Source organism: Streptomyces panaciradicis, from assembly GCF_023516615.1.
Lineage (GTDB): Bacteria > Actinomycetota > Actinomycetes > Streptomycetales > Streptomycetaceae > Streptomyces > Streptomyces panaciradicis.
Window position 1 is genome coordinate 52,155 of the sequence record NZ_JAMGBF010000107.1, and the last position, 16,914, is coordinate 69,068.

General features: G+C 68.1%; 17 protein-coding genes. 5 read left to right on the top strand and 12 right to left on the bottom strand.

Annotation, left to right across the window (positions count from 1 at the left end):
• The first annotated feature begins 31 nt into the window (after positions 1–31).
• A complete protein-coding gene (locus M8J74_RS30495) occupies positions 32–499 on the top strand; it encodes a hypothetical protein (RefSeq protein ID WP_249839533.1) in 468 nt (155 codons plus the stop codon).
• Entirely contained in the window at positions 496–1,200 is a 705-nt protein-coding gene (locus M8J74_RS30500) for a hypothetical protein (protein WP_249839534.1), read from the top strand. Before M8J74_RS30495 ends, M8J74_RS30500 begins: the two co-directional genes overlap by 4 nt.
• A gap of 76 nt (positions 1,201–1,276) precedes the next feature.
• On the opposite strand, the gene M8J74_RS30505 is transcribed toward M8J74_RS30500, so the two are convergent.
• The 12 genes from M8J74_RS30505 to eccB all read right to left on the bottom strand — a co-directional run bounded on the left by M8J74_RS30505 (position 1,277) and on the right by eccB (position 13,592).
• Positions 1,277–2,584 carry a YrhB domain-containing protein gene (locus M8J74_RS30505; RefSeq protein WP_249839535.1) on the bottom strand — a complete coding sequence of 436 codons (1,308 nt, stop codon included), beginning with the start codon at positions 2,582–2,584 and terminating at the stop codon, positions 1,277–1,279.
• A gap of 4 nt (positions 2,585–2,588) precedes the next feature.
• Positions 2,589–2,885, bottom strand: coding sequence for a YrhB domain-containing protein (locus M8J74_RS30510; protein ID WP_058922640.1), 297 nt, complete (start codon positions 2,883–2,885; stop codon positions 2,589–2,591).
• Between the two features lie 46 nt (positions 2,886–2,931).
• A complete protein-coding gene (locus tag M8J74_RS30515) occupies positions 2,932–4,692 on the bottom strand; it encodes a putative T7SS-secreted protein (RefSeq protein WP_249839536.1) in 1,761 nt (586 codons plus the stop codon).
• 12 nt (positions 4,693–4,704) lie between these two features.
• Complete coding sequence (locus tag M8J74_RS30520) at positions 4,705–5,313, bottom strand: hypothetical protein (protein ID WP_249839537.1); 609 nt, start codon at positions 5,311–5,313, stop codon at positions 4,705–4,707.
• Positions 5,310–5,699 (bottom strand): SseB family protein, encoded by a 390-nt coding sequence (locus M8J74_RS30525; RefSeq protein WP_249839538.1) that lies wholly within the window; start codon positions 5,697–5,699, stop codon positions 5,310–5,312. Before M8J74_RS30525 ends, M8J74_RS30520 begins: the two co-directional genes overlap by 4 nt.
• A gap of 536 nt (positions 5,700–6,235) precedes the next feature.
• Positions 6,236–7,567 carry a type VII secretion-associated serine protease mycosin gene (mycP, locus tag M8J74_RS30530; protein WP_249839539.1) on the bottom strand — a complete coding sequence of 444 codons (1,332 nt, stop codon included), beginning with the start codon at positions 7,565–7,567 and terminating at the stop codon, positions 6,236–6,238.
• An 82-nt stretch (positions 7,568–7,649) separates the two neighbouring features.
• Complete coding sequence (locus tag M8J74_RS30535) at positions 7,650–9,068, bottom strand: hypothetical protein (protein ID WP_249839540.1); 1,419 nt, start codon at positions 9,066–9,068, stop codon at positions 7,650–7,652.
• Between the two features lie 39 nt (positions 9,069–9,107).
• Positions 9,108–9,455 carry a hypothetical protein gene (locus M8J74_RS30540; protein WP_249839541.1) on the bottom strand — a complete coding sequence of 116 codons (348 nt, stop codon included), beginning with the start codon at positions 9,453–9,455 and terminating at the stop codon, positions 9,108–9,110.
• A 55-nt stretch (positions 9,456–9,510) separates the two neighbouring features.
• Positions 9,511–10,806, bottom strand: coding sequence for a type VII secretion-associated serine protease mycosin (gene mycP, locus M8J74_RS30545; protein ID WP_249839542.1), 1,296 nt, complete (start codon positions 10,804–10,806; stop codon positions 9,511–9,513).
• 257 nt (positions 10,807–11,063) lie between these two features.
• Entirely contained in the window at positions 11,064–11,348 is a 285-nt protein-coding gene (locus M8J74_RS30550; protein ID WP_058922645.1) for a WXG100 family type VII secretion target, read from the bottom strand.
• Positions 11,349–11,449: 101 nt separating this feature from the next.
• Positions 11,450–11,761 carry a WXG100 family type VII secretion target gene (locus M8J74_RS30555; protein ID WP_058922646.1) on the bottom strand — a complete coding sequence of 104 codons (312 nt, stop codon included), beginning with the start codon at positions 11,759–11,761 and terminating at the stop codon, positions 11,450–11,452.
• A gap of 253 nt (positions 11,762–12,014) precedes the next feature.
• Positions 12,015–13,592 (bottom strand): type VII secretion protein EccB, encoded by a 1,578-nt coding sequence (gene eccB, locus M8J74_RS30560; RefSeq protein ID WP_249839543.1) that lies wholly within the window; start codon positions 13,590–13,592, stop codon positions 12,015–12,017.
• 362 nt (positions 13,593–13,954) lie between these two features.
• Between eccB and eccE the strand changes: the two genes are divergently transcribed.
• The 3 genes from eccE to M8J74_RS30575 all read left to right on the top strand — a co-directional run.
• Positions 13,955–15,271 carry a type VII secretion protein EccE gene (eccE, locus tag M8J74_RS30565; RefSeq protein ID WP_249839544.1) on the top strand — a complete coding sequence of 439 codons (1,317 nt, stop codon included), beginning with the start codon at positions 13,955–13,957 and terminating at the stop codon, positions 15,269–15,271.
• Positions 15,271–16,113, top strand: coding sequence for a hypothetical protein (locus M8J74_RS30570; protein WP_249839545.1), 843 nt, complete (start codon positions 15,271–15,273; stop codon positions 16,111–16,113). The genes eccE and M8J74_RS30570 overlap by 1 nt, the downstream gene beginning before the upstream one ends.
• Positions 16,114–16,464: 351 nt before the next feature.
• Positions 16,465–16,914, top strand: a 450-nt coding sequence (locus tag M8J74_RS30575; RefSeq protein WP_308406129.1) for an SCO5717 family growth-regulating ATPase, incomplete at its 3' end; no start/stop codon positions are given.

Consider the following 16,914-nt stretch of genomic DNA (forward strand, 5'->3'; position numbering starts at 1 on the left):
CCCCGACCCCGTCCTTCCTCACACGTCGAGAGTGCAGCTGCTCTCCTGGTTCGCCGTGCAATGGATCATTGTTCCGGTGGACTTCGTCGCCCGGACCGTCTGGCTGATCGTGGTCGTCCTCGGTGACGGGACCGAGGACATGCTCGCGCGGCTAGTCACCCCTCTGGCTCGTTATATGTCGCCGGGGAGGCTGCTCCTGCGGATGTCGCACGATCCGGCCAGGCACGAGGCATACCTCGACCGAGAGTTCGCCCGCTTGGCCCTGGAGATCGATCGAGGCAGGTTCAGCCCGCGCACGAAGATCGCTCACCGCGTCGGGCACGAGGTCCATCCCGACGGATACCGCCTCGGCGTACAACTGCATCCGCGCGAATACCGGGGCGTACCGCTCAGCAGACTGCGACGCCTCGCATCGGCGCACTCCCTCGCTGTGGAGGCTTCAACGGACCTCCGTGACGGTGTAGTTCTCCGCCCGGTACACGCAAAGGACTCGTGGTGACGCAACCCGTAACGAGTACGGCGGCGACGCCTTCCGCCGAAGCGATGCTGCACCTGGACATCCCCGGAGGGTTCCACTCCCTGGGGCTCGATCTCAGCGGCGAGGAACGCCTGCGCCAACTCTGGGCCGTCGCGGAGAAGATCTGGCCCACCGGAACCGACTTCCAGCGCGAAGTCGCCTTCCACGCCTACCGCGAGATGGCGGACCATGCCCTCGCCGAGAACTCCTTCTATGCGGGGTTCTGCCTGGACGAGGCCCCCGACGGCCGTCTGACCACCGCCTCACTGCTCGCCCGCCTAGACCCGCTGGACGAACGGGACGCCGAGCTCTCGGCGCGTGCTCTGTTCGAGGCGCTCTCCGCCAACGACAACACCACGGTCGAGGAGATACGGGTCGCGGCAGGACCGGGCGTCCTCGTGCTGTGCGGACTGCAGTTGCAGTCGGACCCGGCGGACGACACGGCCCCCTCGCTGCCACTGGCCCGGGCCGACGTCTACCTGCCCCTCCCCCGTATCCGGCGACTCCTGGTCCTGAGCCTGACCACGCCTTCTTTGCCCGATCTCCCCTTCTATGTCTCGCTGTTGTCGAAGTCGGCGCATGAGCTCACGGTGTCCGACGGTGTGGAGGACGACCCGCGTCCCGGCGACGGCGCCGCAGGCGGGAACACGATCGCCGACCAGGTCGCAGCGGACTTCGGTTAGAGGAACGGTGCCGTATCCGCCATCGACACGGCCAGGCGTACGGCGATGATCTCCAGGACGATTTCGCCTGAGCCTTTCAGCGGTAGCGAAGGACGTGAAGCGAGCGCACTCCCGCGCTGTCCGGCTGGGCAGGGGCGTCACGAGCGGCGTCGATCAGGACGAGGCCTTGGGGAGTGTGGGCGGCGACGACGAGCAAGCCGACGGACTCACGGCCCCGGCGGTCCTCGCGGCGGATCCAGATCACTGCGCGCGTTCCCTCGGGCGAGGTGGCGAGTTCGGCCAGGACGGCTGCCCATTCCGTGTGATCCGTGACGGAGACAACGGCCCCCAGCCGGCCGAACGTCTGCGGCATCCACTTGGCCGGCCCCGGCTTCGGTGGCAGATCAAGGCCGTCGGTACCCGGTTCCGTACCGCCGTCCCAGCGTGCCAGCCACTTCCACGGCTCGGAGTTGGGCAGCCCGAACGGCTCACGCTCGTCCTTGGGCACGACCAGAGCGGCGTCCAGCATGGCGTCGGCCGGACGTCCGTTGGCAAGGAACGCCTTGCTGTTGCAGGCGAACAGCCAGCCACGAGCGAGTTCGTCAGCGGGCGAGGGCTCGACCAGCGCGACTTCGCCCCTGTAGGTGTCCAGCAGCCAGTCCTCCGCCTTCCCGATCGCCGACGTGAGGTCGGAGGCATGACGCTGCCAGGCGGGAGCCACCGGGCCGGCTTCGTCGCCGCCGCCCCCCGCGAAACGAGCGAGCGTCAGGCCACGGATCCCGGTGGGCTCAAGACGTGCCAGCCGACCCGCCTGCGGATCGAGAAGTACCACCTGGCCGTTGTTGTTGTGTGCGTAGACCAGGTGTCCTGTCCCCTCGACACCGTAGGCCTCACGACGGATCCAGATCGCGCCACGGGTCCCCGGGCCCGGCTCCCGCACCGCGGCGATCACGTCGTCCCAGCTCGCGCACGCCGATACCTCTGCGTCGGGGAAGTGCCAGTGAATCATGCGATCCCACCAGCCCGGCGCCTCATGGAACGGCTGCCACGGCAACGGTGTCGCCTTGCCACCGTTCAAGGCCGCGTTCGCGGCCAGGAGACAGCCGCGTGCATGGGTGCGAAGAGCCTGTTCGGCAGGGTCGCGGGGCCCGGGGGAACGGTCGAATTCCTCCAGATCCGCCCAGGGGTCGTCGGTGGCCGGGTGGAACGGACGACTTCCGGACTTGGGGACGGCTAGCAGCGAGGTCAGCATGGGAGTGGTCGGGTAGCCCGGGACCGGCCGCGCGCGGCAACCGAAGATCCATGCCTGAGATCTCTCGGCAACCGGGCCGGGGCCGGTCAGCTCCACCATGCCGCGGTACGTCAGCCGCAGCCACTCCAGAGCCTGCGATACCGGATCACTCATGCGATCAGAACGGCTTTCTGGGCCGCTGCCCAGTCGCCAGCCACGTCTTCGACTGCTCAGTGGTGTAGGCGGACGGCGGAAAGCCCACGAACGACCCGTCTTTGAAGACGGCGACGACACGCACCATCGGCGCCTGGGTGATGTCCCCGGTGTCGATGTGCTCCTGGCTGTCGAAACGCACGGCCCACGCCGCATCGTGCTCCACCGAGAGTTCCGGCAGCATGACAATGGTCGGCGGACCGTCTCCGTAGACCTCCCGCAGATGGGCGCGGGCCGCCTCGACGGCTTCGTCTCTCGTCATTCTAAGGACCTGATCCTCTTTTCCAGGACTCGACGCTTCGAGGAAACTACTTGTAGGGCAGATAACGAACTTCTGTGACGTCCTTCTCCAGATTGCCGAGCATCCCGGTCTGTCCGTCCAGGAAAACGACTCCATTGGCGTCGTGGATCACATTGAAGACGTGCGCGGTCCCGTCCGCTCTGGATATGTAGACGACACCGCGGGAACCGACTCCCCGTTTGTCCATGTCCTCGATGATGGAATCGTAGCTGGTGCCGTTCTGCCATTCGGCGTCCGGGTTGCCGAGCTTCTCCTTGCTCGGCCAAGCCGGCTGGTGCAGCGGTTCCGCGACGGAGTCATGGCCGTCCAGACGCCCGTCGATCGCCTCCACGTTCTTCGAGCAGTTCTGGTTGTATCCGGGCACGTTGTCCCAATAGCCATTGCCGTTGACATCCTTGAGCCACGGGTACTGATCGTCCAGGAACTTGCGCTGTGTCTCCAGGTCGGTGACGTCGTGATGGATGGCCTTCGCGGAGACATGGTCCGTCGACTGGGCCAGATGATCCCAGTTGTGAGCCGCCTCCTCGGGCTCGATGGTCCAGCCGTCGGGCAGCGCGCCGCCGCTCTTCGCCGCCCCCTGTTCCGCCATGTTCTCGGCTTCGCTCTTGGCCGCGTTCTCGGCCAGCCCGAGGGCCTCACGCTCGGCCACTGACGCTTCGGCGCCGGCCCCGTCCGTGAGCACACCGGCGCCGACGTTGGCGATGAACTTGCCGAAGGCCTCGGCCGGGTCAGAGCTCCACCCAGAGCCGACCAGCGCCGACACCAACTCGGTCGGATGGTTGGAGGCGTGCAGGATTCCGGCTGCCGTGGTGCTGACTTGGTCCAACCAAATCGCCGGATGCGTGATGTTGTACGGATCCATGGGGTTCAGGCCACGGGCGAACCTCCCCAGATCCGCGACGCCTTTGACGAGACCGCAGGCGACGTGCGTCAGGCCGAGGACGTACCCGGCGGCCGCGTCCTCGCCGTCCGCGAGCAGGCGGGAGGCGAAACTCGGCTCCTTCGGCGCGGTGTTCGTGGCCGCTTCCACCGCCTGGGCAGCTGTCCGTGCCGCGGAGTCTCGCTGCTCGCGGGCCCGGCGCAGGTCCATCCGCGCCAAGTCCATCTCGGCCGCGAACTGGTCGCCGTCGAACCTCCCCGGCTTGGTGGGTACGGCACCCGGATCGCCCCCCGCTGCCACCACGACGTTGTACCAGTCGGCCTGTGCGTTGTAGGCGGCGACCTGCTGGTTGTACGCCGCCTCCGCGCGCTCGTAGGCCTCCCGGGCCTTCGTGTACTTGTCGAGGCACTGCTCGGCCTGGCCTTGCGCCCACTCCACCGAGTGCGCGTACGCCTCCAAGGCGTCGGCGGCCTTCTGGCAGGCGTCGGCGGCCGTCAACCACTGCTTGGCATGCGGGGTGAACTTCGCTCGGAACGCGTCCGCCGCGTCGCCCTGCCAGTGATCGTGATCCAGCCGCAGCAGCCCCGACCCGGTGGATTCGAACGCATCGTAGAAATGCCGGAGATGACCGGCGGACCGGCGGACTCCAGCCGGATCACCATGGACGAGTTCCTTGGGATCGTCGGTTTCCCCCAGCTGCTTTTCCGGAATGTCGACGCCGAGGCTGTCGGCCGCGCTGTCACCCCAGTCGTCGACGGACTTCGCCGCGTCGTGCAGCCCCACGAAGTCCAGCCCGGCTCCGGTCACATGGGCCGCGCCGTCGACCGTCTCACCGACCACCTTCTTGCCCGTGTCCCAGGCACCGTCCAGCCAGTCTCCGACACCCATTCCAGTCCCCGACTACCGGCTCTTCTGCTCAGGGCCGAACATCTCGTCCTGCGCCTGGTCGTACTGGGCGCCGTATCCTGCCGCGTCCGCGAAGTCCTTGCGCAGGCCCATCGGACCGTCCATCATGTCCCGGCCCTCGGCCTTCCACGTCTGAGCCGAGTGGTGGAGCGCGTCCTGCAACGACTTCCCCGACAGGTCCGCGTGCCGGAAGTCGTTGAACGAGTTGTCCGACAGCGTCTTGCTCCAGGACTGGGCCTCCACCTGCTCCTGTGTGAGGTGCGGATTGCCCATGGACGCGTTGACCACGTCCTTGAGCGTGCTTTCTACGTACTGCTCCTGGTCGTGGTAAAGCCCGGCCGACAGCCCCAGCCGCGACGCGATCTCGTTGCCGTCGTGGACGAGCGTGCGGACCCCCCACGACCATCGCTCGCAGAACCCGTCGAAGGCGCCGCGGAGTCCGGCGTTGCCCAGTTGCATGCCCGTCAGCTCGACGTTCGAGAAGCCCCGGCCGACTTCACCGCTCTCGTCGATTCCCAGGGACTTCAGTTCGTCGATCGCCGCGTTGATGCCCTTCGCAACCGTTTGCAGCGCGTCCGGATCGACCTGGTAGCCGTCGCTCACCTCGCCACCGCCGCCACCGGCGGTACGACCCCGGCCACGGGTGGCAGGAGTCCGGGCCACGGCCCGGCCACGTCCACCGCGATCCCGGCGGGGACGCCGGCCGCGGGCACCGCAACGCCCAGCAGCCGCGAGCCGTACACCTTCATGTACGGCACTTCCGTGTCTGGCCCGCTTCCTCGCGCGGCCAGGAACCGGCCCATCGAATCCTCACCGGTGAAGGCATACAGCCACCTCACACCCCCGAAATCGGCCGCCCACACCGCCGCACCGTCGAGGGGGACGAGCACCAGTGCCCGCCGGAACGCACCTACCAGTGCAGCCCCGGCCAACCGCCCCTCATGCGACGCGGCCAGCCGGTCCACCAGCTCCCGCGTCGTCCCGTGCACCTCACCAGTATCAGACAGCCGCACACCGCAAATGGGCCTGGAACTGGGGTCTTTGCTGGGCCGTTGCTACACCTTTGCGGTTTGCGAACCTGAGCGGCATGCCCCTTCGCTTGCCTGAGGTGACGTCAGACGGTTGTCCGAAAGTGAACTCCGGAAGCACGGCCTCCGTCGGCTGAAGAAGCGAGGGAGGACCGACACCCCTCACTGCCCGTACGGCGGCTGCTGCGTGTAGGGATTCGGCTGGTTCGGAGGCTGCGCAGGCGGGGCGGGATACCCGTACCCCTGGTTTGGGGGCGGGCTTTGATACGGGGGCTGAGCAGGAGGCATCCCCTGCTGCGGCGCATAACCCATGCTGGGCGGATAAGTTCCGCTGCCCGAACCGCGGTTCGGCGCGTTACGGCGACCACGGGTCACGGCGAAGACGACGACTGCCACCACGGCAGCGAGTCCGATCACGCCGACGAGAAGAACGATTGCACCCATCGAGAGAACCCCATCCCTTTCTCAGGCCGATTGCCGCACCGACGCAGCAGTGACTACTGCCCCTGGTAAGGGGGCTGTTGTCCATACGGACGGGGTTGCTGCGGGTGCTGCCCCTGGGGATGGGGATACCCCTGATCGGGAGTCGAGGCGTACGGCTGCTGGGCGGGCGGGTACGTGGGGTACTGGCCGGCCCCGCCGCCGGAGCTCCCGCTACCGCCGTTGCCGCCGTTACCACGGCGCCGCATGACGACCACCACGACAGCGCCGATGATCAGGACGGCTGCGATCCCACCGACCAGGAGGAGGACATTGCGGGAGGAGGACGTCTTCTTGTCAGCCTGATCAGCAGGCTTCGTCCCCGTGGACGATTCGGTGGAAGTAGAGGACGTGAGCTGGCCCAGCGGATTCGTCTTGGGGCCGGCAGGGATGTTCATCATCACCGCCTGACGGGGACGGATAATGCCGTAGCCGTACGTCTCATCTGGCGCTTTGAGGCCCTTGTGCCCGAGGAACGAGGCCGATTTGATCAGGCGATTGATCACCTGACCGGCGGTAAGGTTCGGGTACTTGGCGCGCACCAGTGCTACTGTGCCGGACACAAAGGCCGTGGCATCTGAGGTGCCGTCACCGACGCCGTAGCCATTGGACATCGTCGGATTAGCGCCGACAATATCTACACCGGGGGCGGTGAGAACGAGCCCCTTGCCTCTGTTCGAGTCATCCCAGACGTTGGCATTTTTGTCCACTGCGCCGACAGAGACAACACCCGGCAGCGCTGCGGGTTCACTTACGGTAGAAAATCCGTCGTTTCCTGAGCCTGCCACGACCACGACATCGTGAGCTTGCGCGTAGGCAATCGCGTCACGACCGGCACTCAGAGTCTTACCACCGTCGTTCGCGATGGAAAGGTTGATCACCTTTGCGCCGTGGTCCACTGCATATCGAACTGCAGCACCCCACGTCTCGTCAGCGTTCCTGTCGCTTCGAGTCTGCAGAGTGCGCAGAGGTAGAACCTTGGCCTTCGGCGCAACTCCGATCACGCCCGAAGTCCCACCCTCACCATGTCCGTGACCAGCAATGATGCTTGCCATCTTGGTGCCGTGGCCGATCTTGTCCTCCTGGGGGTTACCGCCACCAGTGAAGTCTTTCCCCTGGAGGACTTGACCTGTCAGGTCCGGATGACTGCCGTCTACCCCAGAATCAACAACTGCGACAGTTACCCCTTGCCCCTGAGTTTCTTTCCAGGTGTCTTTCATGGCGAATACGTCCAGAAACCACTGTCGGTCTCTGACGTAGTCGGCCGATGCAGTCGGGGCTGAGGTGAGGAGCAAGGCGCCTGCCAACGCCACAACTCCTGTCGTGGACCAGAGCCGCTTCAAACTCACTTCCTTGCTCCTCACTCAACTACAGCTGGGGGCGCCAGCCTATAGGTGGACAGATGATGGCTGCCCGTCTAGTCCCTCGTGCCTACTCGATGGTTCGTGGCACGTTCCGGTTGCGGTCCTCTTCCGAGATCCAGGTTTCTTCGTCCTCGACCAGGTAGTCGGGACGTTCGCCCTGGCTGTTCTCCTTTTTGGACTTACGCCCCTTGCCGCCTGCTCCGGCCGCGCCAGCCTGCGTTCCGCCTCGGCTTCCGTGTAGGCCTGCACCGCCACCGGTACCCTTGCCGACTCCCTTGGCTGCACCAACTACGCCACCACGGGCCCTGGCAAGTGCTCCACGGCCTCCGGCGCCTGCGCCCCCTCGACCGGCCGCGCCAAGACCGCCGCCGCCCATGCCACCCATACCGGCCCGGCCTCCGGCCGCTCGACCTGCAGCACCAGCGCCGGTCATGCCACTGCGGCCGCCTGCGAAGCCGATGCCACCACTGACACCGGAGGCTCCGCCAGGAGTCACGACGCCAGAGCTCTGTGCTCCGCCTACGCCGAAGTTGCCACCAGAGCCGGGAGCTCCCGCGCCCATGCCAGGACCTGCCCCCGTGGTACCGGTGGGGATACTGTCCACATTGGTGCCAGTCGTCGGGAGACTCGGTTTCGATGCCGGAAGCTGCGTACCTCCTGAGATTCCATGGTCTCGGGGGACCGCTGGAGCCGGCTTGATACTCGAGGTAGAGCCTGCGCTCCACGGCTTATTGGCCGACCCTGAAGCGCTGGGCCGTGATGCGGCCACCACGCCAGTATTGACAGGAGGCGGATACTCCACGTTCGGGTTTGGATCCTTGATGGTGTTGTCTGGTTTCTGGACAACCGTATTTCGCGTGAAGTTACCCGTGATCCGAGAATACTGAGCGCCCAGATTCTCCATGACAGCAACGCCCTTGAGTTGGGCTTCTCGGCTGGCGCCGATCTTGCCCTCATCCTTCTCCGCGATCTGAGCCGCGGTGAGCTTACCGTCGCGGAGATCACCAGCTACCGCTTCGCCGTCATCCCACTGCCAGTCGCTAAGAGCGTCACCGATCTTGCTCATCGTTCCGGGCTCTTTGATGTCATCCAACTGCGCCTTGTAGGTGCGCAGTTGATGAGCAGCATCCGCCATCTGCGAACGGTTGAGGTCCGCGTACCAGGCCGCATTTCGGATGCTCTGCGCGATCTCGCGAGCCTTCTTCTCGAAACTGCTGGCCGCGTCCCCCTCCCAGTGCTCCATGACGTTGTCCACCGCTTTGTCGAGCACGGCAGCGATCCCGCCATCCCCGCCTCCGGCAAGGATCTCGTTGACCTTCCCCCAGTGGCGACTGACTTCGTCGATGGCCCCCGGGTCCGTACCCTCGAGCATCTTCTTGAGCTCTTTGAGCGAGTAGTTGATGAACTGGGTCCTGGTCTTGGGACGCCCTGTGGTGCACATCTCTTGCTCGATGGCGGGCTGGGGCAGCTTCTTGTCACCGGCCATTTCAAACTCCTTCTGGTAGGTGCTCCTCAAGTAGGAGCGCTAGTCCCACTCGTTCTTCTTGGCCCCGGAGCCACCGCCCATTTGCTGCTTGTTCGCGTATTCCTGCTCCGTGTACTTGTCCTTCACCTTCGACGTACTCGTGCCGAACTTGTCGATCAGACCGTGCAGCCCTTGAATGGCCTTCTCGAGGTTTTCCTTCGCGTCCTTGTGAGCAGAGAAGAGGTCGCCCGCCTCCAAGAACGTGCAGTTGCCTCCGAACGCACTCATGGTGATCTCTGTGTTGTACCGCGATGTCGTCCCCGCGGTATCCATGTCGTCCAGCAACGTCCAGAGCTTCCGGATGACCTCATCCAGTGCGCTCAGATCGACCCGCATTCCGTTGCTCATACCCCGTTGTCCTCTCCCCTGTTGTTCAAGTTCTCAGCGTCGTTGCGCGCCGGCCTCATCGGCCGGCCCGTCCGGTTCGCCGGCTCCGCCAATCCCGCACAGCCACCCCGCTCCCCGCCACCACCAGTACCAGGGCCAACCCTGTTCCCAGTACGTAAATAGCCGTTCGGCGTTCCTTTTCGGCCTCGCTCTCGCCCATGGTCACCGCCATGGGGACGACCCCGCCGGTGCCGGCCCTCACGGGCGGGTCGGGGGTCGGGGACGTGGCCGGGGTGGAGGTGTCGGACAGGGCGGCCACCGGGTCGACGACTCCCCAGCCGGTGAACCGGTTGGGGCCCCGGCCCGGTCGCTGGGCCGTCTGCTCGATCCGGGTGGCGATCTGGGCCGCCTTCCAGGTCGGGTGCTTCTCCTTCAGCAGGGCCGCCACGCCCGCCACGTACGGCGCCGCGAAGCTCGTGCCGTCGGCCGTGCACTGGCCGCCCTTCGGGACCGTCGAGACCATGTCGACGCCGGGGGCCGCCACGTCCACGAAGTCGCCGGACTGGGAGAAGTAGGCGCGTTCGTCGTTGCGGTCGGAGGCCGCGACGGCCAGGACGCCGTCGTACGAAGCCGGGTACGTGTCGGCGGACTTGCCGTCGGCACCGTCGTTGCCGGCGGCCGCGACGATGAGGGCGCCCGCGTTCACGGCGGCCGTCACGGCGCTGCGCAGCGTCGCGTCGTCCTTCTTGTTCGCGGTGTCCGACGAGATGTTGATGACGTCCGCGTGCTTGGCGACCGCGTCGCGGATCGCCGAGGCCATGGTTCCCGAGTTGCCCTGCTTGTTCGCTCCGCCGGTGTAGCGGAGGGACAGGATCTTGGCGTCGGGCGCGATCCCCTCGAACCCGGTGCCCTGCATCGGGCGGGCCGCGATGATGCCCGCCACGCGTGTGCCGTGGCCCTCCAGGTCCTGGGTGCCCGAGCCGTCGACCCAGGACTTGCTGCCGGGGGCCATCGCGTCGGTGAGCTGGCGGTTGTGGCTGTCGACGCCCGTGTCGATCACCGCGACCGTCACGCCCTTGCCCGTCGCCTGGGCCCACAGCTGGTCCAGCAGGACCCGCTGCAGGGACCACGGCGTGGACTTAATGACCCCGCCTCCGAAGACGCACTCCCCGCTCGCCGCCAGGCCGAAGTCCGTGTGACCGGGGGCCGGGCGGCCCTCGGAGGAGCCGTCGGAGGCCAGGGCCGGCGGCGCCGTCGCCAGGCAGACGCCCGCGGCCGCGAGCACGCCGAGGACCCGCTGCGCCGCGCGGGTCGCGGTGCTGCGGCCGTTACGGCCGTTTCGGCTGCGTGAACGGGCTCTGCGGCCCTTCACGTTCAGGCCCCTCATGTCCAGGCCCCCAGGGCTTCCTCGACGTCCGAGACGTACTGCGAGACGTACTGCGCGACGTACTCGGAGACGTACTTCTGACGAATGTGACGGGTGTGAAGGTTTGCGGGATTTGCTGTGTGCCACCCCGCACAGGTTGTGCACGGACCCGGAGCAGAGCTCGGCCCAGCGGACGCTGTGGCGTCGGCTGGGCCGATTCTCTTCATCTCAGGTCCCTCAGGTCCCTCGGGTCGCCGACGGGCTCAGCCCCAGGTCGCGGCGTTGCTCTTCTCGGTGGCCTGGTAGTTGTCGGCCGCGTTCTGCAGGGCGGTGGCGATCTTCAGCAGGGTGGAGTGCAGGTCCTGCGCGGTCTGGTCCCACTCGCGCTGCTTGCGCTGGTAGCCCTCCTGCGCCTCGCCCTCCCAGGTGGCGGCGACGCGCTTGACCGAGGCCTCGAGGTCCTCGAGCTGCTGCTTGATCCGGCCGGCGGTGGTGCGGACGTCGGTGGACGCGTTGGTGATCGTCGCGTAATTGACGAGGATCGACATCGTCGGTTCCCTTTCAGGAAGAGTCAGGAATGTGGTGGAAGACAGTGAGGTCTGATCCGGCAGGGGAGATCGGAGGCGTGCGCCCCTGATGACCCGCTCGATCAGCCGAAGTCCGACATGATCTTGCTGATCTCGGAGTTCTGCTGCTCCTCCGACGCGGAGTAGTTGCTCCGCGTGGAGTCCACGGCTTCCTTGATGTCGTTGAGAATGTCGCTCATCTTCTTCGCGTCCGCGTTCCACCGCTCCTGCAGCTGGTGGTAGGACGTGGCCGCCTGGCCCTTCCAGCCGCCGGCGATCTGCTCGATGACGCCGTTCAGGCGGCGGATCTCGCCCTGCAGCTGGCCGTTGGCGGTGTTGATGTCGCCGGAGAGCTTGGTGAGTTCGTCCTCTGTTACCCGGAACTGGCCGGCCATGATGAACCTTCCCCCATGTCGTCGTTCATGTTGTCGGCTCCGGGAAACCAGGAAACCTGCCAGGTGCCCGGAGAAGCTTCGCACCGTTGAGCGCTGCAAACACTCTATCGTCAGCCTGTCACTCGGCCACTGACAGGACCAATCAGTTACACGGCTCACACAGTTGAGCGACGCACTCGTGACCCATGTGCCGTCTTACCCTCAAGTGCGCTTTCTGATACGTCCGTTGGCCGCCGATGACTCGGCCCCCAGGTCACTGGCTCTGTTCCTGCTTCGCGCCGCCCGTGTCCAGCGTGGGCCCCTTGGGGATGAACGTCGCCCATGTCTGCGGCACGATCGCCGGCCTGGAGACGTCCTCGTAGCCGAGACGGGTCCGCGCCTTGTCGGTCTCGCTCGGCTCCCCGGACGAGGTGGACGCAGACGCGGCCGACGTCCCCTTCGCGGTGGTGTCGTTGTTCGACGGCAGCGAATAGCGAAGACCCGTGTCGGTCAGCAGGTACCACGCGCCGCCCCCGCTCGCCGAGCCCGTGACCTCCTGGAACAGCAGGCCCGAGCCCGAGGAGACGTAGGCGCTCAGTGAGTCGGCGATGACCTTCTTCGGGTACGCCGTCCCGGCCCAGGCCGCCAGCCGCGGCTTCTTGTCCGCGCCGATCGTGCCGTCGTAGACGCTGCACGAGGTGGTGCGGGCCTCTCCCGTCGCCGTGGTGGCGGGGTTGGCCTGCCGCGGGACGGACTGGGGCCAGCCCTGGTCGCCGTAGAAGGTGTCCGCCGGGCCGCCGTTGGCCTGGATGATCACGCCGGAGGAGACCTTGGTGGCGTTGGTGTTCTGGGCCCGGGGCGACTGCATGAGCAGCTGCGCCACGAAGGGCGTGACGAGGGCGACCTTGTCCTTGAGGACGACGTAGTACTGCATGCCCTGCGCGTCCGGCGCCCGGAGGACCTGGCCCACCGTGCTCGCCGTGCTCGGCAGTCCCTTGACCGAGGTCGTGCCGCCGGCGCCGGGGACCTTCGGGAAGGCGATGACGCCGCGCGGGTTGAGGGTGCGCAGCCACTCCTGGCTCACCGGCTGTGCCTCGGCCGTGCTGCCGATGACGGCGGAGCGCAGCTGCTGCATGGTGGCGGCGTCGCCGACCGTGGGACCGCCGAGCCAGAAGAGGTTGCCCTTGCCGTCGACCAGGTACTCCCGGTCCGTCTTCGGGTCCTTGACGTACAGGGCCTGCCCGGGGCCGACCTTGCCCGTGCCGTTCAGGGTCTTGGCGTCGTCGGCGTCCATGACGAACACCGCGCGGTCGATGTTGCCGTCCTCCGTGCTGCCCGAGCCCTGCGCGGGGCGCTCGCACACCGCCCATGTCTTGGTCTTCTCCGCGTCGCTCGCGGAGGGCAGCCGGTCGGGGGCGTACGGGATGCCGAGGGTGGCGCCGTGCGCGATGTCGCTCTTGTCGATCTCCTTGCCGGAGACCTCCAGGACGCTGCCCTTGCCCTTGTCCAACAGCAGTTTGGCGGAGGCGTAGTTGAGGACGGGGTGCAGCGTGGGGACCTTCTTGCCGCTCGACGTCTCGTCGGGGAGCACCACGTAACGTGTCGTGGAGTCGCTGTCGACGATGATGTACTCACCGGGCTTGTCCCAGCCCGCGGGCGCCGTCGGCTTGATCACGCCCCAGGCGATGAAACCGACCACCAGGACGACGCCGAGCGCCAGGCTGGGCGTCACCGTGCGGACCGGGCGCGGGGCGCCTTCCTCCGAGCCGCCCGGCGACGGCGCGAGAAAGGCCGCGACGGTGCGCTTGCGCGCGAAGTTGTAGGCGGCGAGCTCGTCCTGACGCTTGGCCATGGTCCCCGTTTCTCCCGTTTCGTCCTGCTCGATCGTGTCCGAAGTGCCCGTACTCGCTGGACGGCGTCTGTGATGTCCGATCGCCAACGCGAAGCAGCGGGGGCACCTTCGGTCGCGCAGGCACCTACTATGCCCTGCGCCGCGCGAGGACGGCTCACCAGGTGTTCGGAGGCCCTCGCATCTTCACAGAGCTTCACCACAGCGCTCCACCGCACGCCGCGCGTTCGTGACAGGGTGGCCACCTGGGGTTTCGGTGTCCCGTGTGTCGCCCGCCGTCGCGCAACGGGTACCGTGAGCCGCCCGCACGGTTGTCGTGGGCCCAGTGAGCGGCCACTGAATTCGCGAAAGGGATGTCCCGGGGGATGAGCAGCGCTACGAGCACTCGGCGCGGACGCCGCGCACAGCAGCCAGAAGGGGGCCCGGGCGACAGACGTACGACGGCCGCGCCGCCCGCCGCCGCCTCTCCGCGCACGCTGCCCCGGCCGGGCGGCCTCGGTCCGGTACGGCTGCAGCAGCTCATCCTGGTGGAGCTCGCGGCGGCGCTCCTGCTGGCCGCATGGGCGGCCGACGTGTCCTGGCTGCTGGTCCCGGCCGGTGTCGTGGCCGTCCTGCTGCTGCTCCTGGCGGTCCTGCGGCGGGCCCGGCGGCCCCTGCCCGAGTGGTACGAGACCACGCGCGCCCTGCGGCAGCGCCGCCGCGACGCCAAGCTGCCCGTGCCGCCCGGCACGGAGGCCATGCTGGCCCCGGTCGTGGAGTGCGACCCCGCCCTGCGGACGTACGCCTTCGTCTCCCGTGACAACCGCCAGATCGGCATGATCGGCGACGGGACCTTCCTGACGGCCGTGCTGTTCGTGCAGCCGGCCGACGAACCGCTGCGCCCCGCGGCCGCCCACCGCCAACTGCCGCTGAAACTGGTCCAGGACGCCCTTGAGGTCGACGGGATCCGGCTCGCCTCCGCACAGGTCGTGCAGCACACCCAGCCGGCGCCCGCCCCGCACCTGCCCCAGCAGTCGCTCGCCGCACGGTCGTACGGCCCCCTGCAGGCCCAGGTCGGTTCGCCCGCGCTGCGCCTGACCTGGGTGGCCCTCAAGCTCGACCCGGAACTGTGCCCGGAGGCGGTGCAGGCGCGCGGGGACGGTGTCCCCGGGGCGCAGAAGGCGCTGCTGCGGGTCGCCGACCAGCTCTCCAGCCGGCTGGCCGGCGCCGGCTTCAAGGCGACGATCCTCGACGAGACCGAGCTGATGCAGGCGCTGGCGACGTCCAGCTGCCTCAACCCGCGCTCCAGCCAGCAGCATGCCGCCCAGGACGGCCGGAGCCAGCGCCGTACGGTCGAGGCGGTGAAGACCTGGCGGGTCGACGACCGCTGGCACACCACGTACTGGGTGTCCCGCTGGCCGCAGTTGGGCAACGGCGGTGTGTCGCTGCCCGAGCTGGTCACGCGCCTCACCTCGCTGCCGGTGCTCGCCACGACGTTCAGCATGACCCTGAGCAAGGCCGGCAACCGCGGTGTCTCGCTCGCCGGACACATTCGGGTGACCGCCCGCGGCGACGACGAACTCGGTCAGGTGGGACGGGAGTTGGAGCGGGCCGCGAGCGCCGCGAAGGTCGGCCTGGTCCGTCTCGACCGGGAGCAGGTGCCCGGGGCCCTCGCGACTCTGCCGCTCGGAGGTACCTACTGATGTCCCAGCCCACTCCGGCCATGACCCAGGGACAGCAGGGCCGCACCCCCGCCCGCACACCCGCCCACGTCGCCTCGCCCACCGACACCGGCATGATCCCGATCATCCGGCAGCCGGAGCCGCAGGCGCAGCAACGGCGCATCGCCAGCCCGGGGTTCGGGCTGCGCGGCCCGCGCCGCAACCGTCATGTCGTCACCGTCGAGGAGCTCGCGGCGATCAGCATGCCGATCGGTGACGACGGTGTGCTCATCGGCAGCGACGCGGAAGGGCAGCCGGCCGTGCTCGGCCTGTCCCGGCCGACCCCCTTCGACGTCGTCCTCGTCGGCGGTCTCTGGCTCGCCCAGGTGCTGGCCCTGCGCGCCGCGGCGACGGGCGCGCGGGTGGGCGTCGAGACCGGACGTCCGCAGGCCTGGCAGCAGTTGGCGCAGGCGGCGGGCGGCGGCCAGCAGTGCGTGACGGTGTATCCGGTGGGCCGGGTGCCCGCGCAGGGGCCGTCGGTGTCCAGTCCGGTGGTGTTGATCCGGGACTGCGGCATTCGCCCGCCGCGGGGGCGGGTGACCTCCGTGCCGTGGCAGGCCGTCGTGACGGTGCTGCCGTTCGTCAGCGAGCACGCGCCGCGCTGGCTGGCCCAGGCCCATCTCGTCGGTGTTCAGCGCATCTCGCCGTTCGAGACGGAGGTGGTGCGCGACACGTTGGGCATTCCCGAGGAGCAACTCCAGCACCTGCCGACCCTTCACGACGGCGTCGCCATGTGGTGCACTCGCAAGCATCAGAAGTTCGTCATGACCGAACCCACCGACGCGGAGACGGGGCTGCTCGGCGTGGCCCGCCGTATGGACTGACGTGTCGTCGTCCGTGGGCGCGGGGGCGGAGCCCGAACAAGCCGCGCCCACGGGGCATTTCGTACGGCCCCCGGGAACGGTTCGCCAGGACCTTCCGTCCGCGCCCGCGCGGCTCGTCCGCCCCTGCGCGCGGAACGTCGCCGTCCGGGGCCGTCCGGGCCCGGGAGGCTCGGCCGTCCGGGCCCGGGAGGCTCGGCCGTCCGGGCCCATGGGGGCTTTTCCGTCCCGCCAAGCGAGTGATTAGGCTTCTGGTGGTGCGGTGACGATTGCAGTCGCGTGGGACTCGCCACTCGGTCCGCCCGGCCGCGACGACGACCAGCTCAGCAGCAGTGGCTGACCAGGAGGCAAGCAGTGAACAGGGATCGGTCCGAGTACAACGGCGGGAGCCCTTCCTCGGACGGGGACGATCACGAGGTTGATCTGACCGGCGAGTTCGAAATCGTCTACACGCCTCCCGCCTGGTACGCACAGAGCACGGGTGGCACGGGCGCCGGACAGGACTCCGGCCAGAACTCACCACCACCGCCGACCGGTCCGCCCATCGGATCGCCCACAGGACCTCCGGGCACCGCGCCCCAGGCCCCCGCCGCTCCGCAGGCTCCCGCCCCGACGCCGCCCGCACCGGCGCAGGGCGCGGCCCCGGACGGATACGGCTACCCGCAGCAGGGCACTCCGGGCACCGCACCGGCGGCGCCCGGCGGTTACGGCTACCCGCAGCAGCCGGCGGCCGCCGCACCCCAGCCCGGCCAGGACACCTCCGGCGGTTTCGGCGTACCCCAGGCGCAGCCTCCCGCGCAGCCC